Here is a 4,760-nt window from a genome sequence, read left to right as displayed (position 1 = left end):
CGGCGGCGGAGCGAGCTCTTTGCCGAGCGCCTGGGCGGCGGCGAGGCGGCCGGTGAGGAGGCCCATGGCGGCGGATTCGACATAGCCTTCGACGCCCGTGACCTGGCCCGCGAAACGCAAGCGCGGCATGGCCTTCATGCGCAGCTGGCGATCCAGCAGCTTCGGGCTGTTCAGGAAAGTGTTGCGGTGCAGGCCGCCCAGCCGCGCGAACTGGGCGTCCTGCAGGCCCGGGATCATCCGGAATACCTCAGCCTGCGCCCCGTGCTTCAGCTTGGTCTGGAAGCCGACCATATTGAAGAGGGTGCCCAGCGCATTGTCCTGGCGCAGCTGGACGATGGCGTGCGGCTTGACCGTCGGGTCGCGGGGATTGGTCAGGCCGACCGGCTTCATCGGGCCGTGGCGCAGGGTCTCGCGGCCCCGCTCGGCCATCACCTCGATGGGCAGGCAGCCATCGAAATAGGGGACATTCTCCCAGTCCTTGAACTCGGCCTTGGGGCCCGCCAGCAGGGCGTCGATGAAGGCCTCGTACTGGTCCTTGGTCATCGGGCAGTTGACGTAGGCGGCGGCATCGCCGCCCGGGCCGGCCTTGTCGTAGCGCGACTGACGCCAGGCGATGTCGAAGTCGATCGAGTCCGCATGGACGATCGGCGCGATGGCGTCGAAGAAGCTCAGGCTCTCCTCGCCCGTCAGCTTCAGGATGGCGTCGGCCAGGGCCGGGGAGGTGAGCGGCCCCGTGGCGACGATGACGTTGTCCCAGTCCTCCGGCGGCAGGCCGGCGATCTCCTCGCCGACGACGGTCACCAGCGGATGGGCCAGAAGCCGCTCGGTCACGGCGTTGGAGAAGCCGTCGCGGTCCACGGCCAGCGCGCCGCCGGCCGGCACCTGGTTGGCGTCGCCGCAAGCCATGATCAGGCTGCCGAGCAGCCGCATCTCGGCGTGCAACAGGCCGACCGCGTTGTACTCCCAGTCGTCGGACCGGAAGGAGTTGGAGCAGACCAGCTCGGCCAGGCCGTCGGTGTGGTGGGCGTCGGTCTTGACGCCGGCGCGGCGCATCTCGTGCAGCACGACGGGCACGCCGGCCTGGGCGATCTGCCAGGCGGCTTCGGAGCCGGCGAGGCCGCCGCCGATCACATGAACGGGTTTCACAGTCATGCGCGGCTGTTTAGGAGGTTTCCGCGCCGGGTCGAGTCCTCGATCCGCGGGATGGATCTGAGATGTCTTCACCCCTGAGCCTGCGCCAGGCGCTGCCCGACGGCCTCCGTCTTGCCGTGACCGCGGTCAGGCGTGCGCCCGCGGCGGCGGTGCTGATCGCCCTGTCGATGCTCGTCCCCACCCTGCTGGCCGAGCGGACGATAGGGCTGGGCGTCGCCCTGCTGATCATGGTGGCTCAACTTGCCGCCGGCGTGGTCGGGATCGCCGGTCTGACGCGCGCAGCGCTCGGCCGGACGGCCCCGCCGGTCGGTCTCCGCCTCGACCGTGACGAGGCGCGTCTGCTGGCGTCAATCGCGCTCAGCGGTCTGTTTCTCGTCCTGGTCGCGCTGGTGCTGGGCCTGGTCCTGCTGGCGGTCGCGGGGGCGACCGGCTTTGGCGGCGGTGCGGATTTCGCCGTCGTAGCCCAGGCGTCGGCTACCCAGCCCGGCTGGCGCATGTGGGTCGTTCTGGCGCTCGAGATCGCCACCGTGATGGTTCTCCTGAGCCTGTGGGCGCGCGTCCTGCCCGCAGGACCGGCCACGCTGGCGACGGGTCAGGTCGTCTCCCTGGCGGCGCTCAAGTGGACACGCGGCTCGGGTCTGCGGCCGATGGCCGGCCTGATGGTGATGCTGGCGCCGTCGTTTGCTCTGGTCAGCTGGGCGTTGCTGGGCGCGCCGGAGGCCGACTGGGTCGATGGGGTCTGGGCGCTCGTGCTGGCGGGGGTTCAGGCGCCCCTGTTGGTCGGCTATGCCACGGCCATGTTCCGCCAGACCGCCCCCGAGGGAGTCGCCAAGTGACCGAAACTGTTGTCGTTCTGCTCCAGCCCGGCGCCGCCGATTGGGAGATGGGGCCGGTTCTGCCGGTCCTGAAGGAGTACTTCGGCGCGGCCATCAAGACCGCCAGCCCCGACGGCAAGTCGGTTCACACCATGGGCGGCGTGCTGATCGACGTGGACACGGGTTATGACACCGCCGACCTGAAAGAGGCCTCCCTCGTCATCCTTATCGGTTCGGACGCCTGGATGCGTTTCGACGACGCCGCCCTGAACAACCGGCTAAGGGCGCGCGCGGACGCCGGCGGTCCCATCGCCGCCATCTGCGCCGGCACTCTAGCGCTGGCCCGGGCGGGTGTTCTCGATGGCCGTCCACATACTTCCAACTCTGGGCCTTTCCTGTCGGAGAACGCGCCGTCCTACGCCGGCGAAGCGTACTATCGCGACGTGGCCCATGCCGTCTCGGACGGAGTGGTGGCCACCGCCCCGGGGTCTGCGCCGTCCAGCTTCGCGGTCGCCTGCGCGGCCCTGCTGCATCCGGAAAAGAACGCCGAGGTGGTCGGCTACTGGAACATGACCCGGGGCGAGTTCGAGGCCCTCGGCACGGAGCTGGGATCCATCTGGAAGAGCTAGCGGAACGCTTGCCGCCCAAAGCGGCGCCTGCTACATCGCGCGGCTCCGGCGTAAGGCCGCGCGCGCCGAGGGTCACCTTCGGCGCGCTGTTCTTTGTCCGGGACGTAGGGCTTCCTATCTTGGAAGCTCCGCGGTCTAGGAGTGTAGCTCAGTTGGTAGAGCATCGGTCTCCAAAACCGAGGGCCGGGGGTTCGAGTCCCTCCACTCCTGCCACTTTCACGAAGACGGGTATCTGATGGCCAGGCCGAAATCCTCCGGTAAACGCGGGGGACAAATGATGGGACAGGGCGGCGCCGCCGTCGTTCAGGGAACGGCCGTCGAGGCCGAGGCTCCCCGGAAGCGCATCTCCCCGTTCCAGTTCTTCAGCCAGGTGCGCGCCGAGGGTCGCAAGATCACCTGGCCGAGCCGCAAGGAGACCTGGATCACCTCGGTGATGGTCTTCATCATGGTGGCTCTGGCCACCCTGTTCTTCTGGGTGGTGGATCTGGTCATGGCGCTGGGCGCCAACCAGCTCATCCAGATCGGCCGCTAAAAGGGAGCCCGCCATGACCGACGCCAGCGTCGAGGCCAAGCCGGCCTCCAATCCGAACCACAAGTGGTACATCGTCCACGCCTACTCGAACTTCGAGAAGAAGGTGGCCGAGACCATCCGCGAGCAGGCCCGCACCCAGGGTCTGGCCGACAGCATCAGCGACATCCTGGTTCCCACCGAGGACGTCGTGGAGATCCGCCGCGGCCGCAAGGTCAACACCGAGCGCAAGTTCTTCCCGGGCTACGTGCTGGTGAAGATGGACCTGTCGGACCAGGTCTTCCACCTCATCAAGAACACGCCGAAGGTCACGGGCTTCCTGGGCTCGGGCTCCAAGCCGATGCCGGTCTCCGAAAAGGAAATCCAGCGCATCGTGGGCGCCGTGGAGGAGGGCGCCGAGCGTCCGAAGCCGACGATCCGCTTCGACATCGGCGAGACCGTCAAGGTCACCGACGGTCCGTTCGCCAGCTTCGACGGCGTCGTCGAGAGCGTCGACGAGGACCGCGCCCGCCTGCACGTCTCGGTCTCCATCTTCGGCCGCGCCACGCCGGTCGAACTGGAATACGACCAGGTCGAGAAGACCGCGGGCTGATCCGGCGGGCGTTCGCGCCACGCTATCGCGACTTTCGACACAACGCGCGGCGCGGGCCTTGCGCCGCGCGCCTGCGTCGGTCATAGCCCGCCCGCAAAACGGAGAGTCTCATGGAGATTCGCGAAGGGCTCACCTTCGACGATGTTTTGCTGGAACCCGGCCCGTCCGAGGTCATGCCGACCCAGGTTGACGTGGCGACGCGGCTGACGCGGGAAATCCGCCTGAACATCCCCCTGCTGTCGTCCGCCATGGACACGGTGACTGAGGCGCGGCTGGCCATCGCCATGGCCCAGGCCGGGGGGCTCGGCGTGCTGCACCGGAACCTGTCCGTCGAGGAACAGGCCGACCAGGTCCGGCAGGTGAAGCGCTACGAAAGCGGCATGGTGGTCAATCCGGTGACCGTCACGCCGGAGACCACGCTCGGCGAGGTCCGCGAGATCGTGGCGGCGCGCAACATCTCGGGCTTCCCGGTCGTGGACCCGGCCACCCGGCGGCTGGTCGGCATGCTGACCAACCGCGACATGCGCTTCGAGGGCGACGCGAACCGCAAGGCCGCCGAGCTGATGACCACGGGCGACCTGGTCACTGTGCGTGAGGGCGCTGGCCGCGACGAGGCGCGCGAACTGCTGCGCACCCGCAAGATCGAGCGGGTTATCGTCGTTGACGAGGACTATCGGGCCGTGGGCCTGATCACCATGAAGGACATCGAGAAGGCCCAGGCCTTCCCGAACGCCGCCAAGGACGACCAGGGCGGGCTGCTGGTCGGGGCGGCGTCGACCGTCGGCGACGCCGGGTACGAGCGGGCGATGGCCTTGGCCGAGGCGGGCGCGGACGTCGTGGTGATCGACACGGCCCACGGACACTCGGCCCAGGTCCCCAAGGTGGTCGAGCGCATCAAGCGGGAGAACAACCGGCTTCAGATCGTGGCCGGCAACATCGCCACCTACGATGCGGCGCGCGCCCTGATCGATGCGGGCGCGGATGCGGTGAAGGTGGGCATTGGCCCCGGCAGCATCTGCACGACCCGGATCGTCGCGGGCGTC

At 68.6% G+C, this 4,760-nt stretch carries 6 protein-coding genes and 1 tRNA gene; 6 read left to right on the top strand and 1 reads right to left on the bottom strand.

Annotated features, from left to right (window positions below; all coding sequences use genetic code 11):
• Positions 1-1,152: methylenetetrahydrofolate--tRNA-(uracil(54)-C(5))-methyltransferase (FADH(2)-oxidizing) TrmFO (trmFO, locus tag Q0M60_RS13225; RefSeq protein WP_296820332.1), on the bottom strand; the 1,152-nt coding region annotated here is incomplete at its 3' end.
• Positions 1,153-1,214: 62 nt separating this feature from the next.
• Here trmFO and Q0M60_RS13220 point away from each other — a divergent pair.
• The 6 genes from Q0M60_RS13220 to Q0M60_RS13195 all read left to right on the top strand — a co-directional run.
• Positions 1,215-1,988 (top strand): hypothetical protein, encoded by a 774-nt coding sequence (locus tag Q0M60_RS13220; protein WP_296820329.1) that lies wholly within the window; start codon positions 1,215-1,217, stop codon positions 1,986-1,988.
• Positions 1,985-2,596, top strand: a complete 612-nt coding sequence (locus Q0M60_RS13215; protein WP_296820327.1) for a DJ-1/PfpI family protein — start codon at positions 1,985-1,987, stop codon at positions 2,594-2,596. The genes Q0M60_RS13220 and Q0M60_RS13215 overlap by 4 nt, the downstream gene beginning before the upstream one ends.
• A 137-nt stretch (positions 2,597-2,733) precedes the next feature.
• Positions 2,734-2,809 (top strand) — tRNA-Trp (locus Q0M60_RS13210).
• Positions 2,810-2,870: 61 nt separating this feature from the next.
• Complete coding sequence (gene secE / locus Q0M60_RS13205; protein ID WP_296820325.1) at positions 2,871-3,128, top strand: preprotein translocase subunit SecE; 258 nt, start codon at positions 2,871-2,873, stop codon at positions 3,126-3,128.
• 13 nt (positions 3,129-3,141) lie between these two features.
• The gene (gene nusG, locus Q0M60_RS13200) at positions 3,142-3,717 is read left to right on the top strand and encodes a transcription termination/antitermination protein NusG (RefSeq protein ID WP_296820323.1); all 576 of its coding nucleotides are present in this window, start codon (positions 3,142-3,144) and stop codon (positions 3,715-3,717) included.
• Between the two features lie 110 nt (positions 3,718-3,827).
• Positions 3,828-4,760 (top strand): IMP dehydrogenase (locus Q0M60_RS13195; protein ID WP_296820321.1); only part of this gene is annotated, 933 nt, incomplete at its 3' end.

The organism is Brevundimonas sp., from assembly GCF_024711105.1.
Lineage (GTDB): Bacteria > Pseudomonadota > Alphaproteobacteria > Caulobacterales > Caulobacteraceae > Brevundimonas.
Note: the sequence above shows the minus strand (reverse complement) of the source record. Positions and strands in the feature narration are given on the sequence as shown.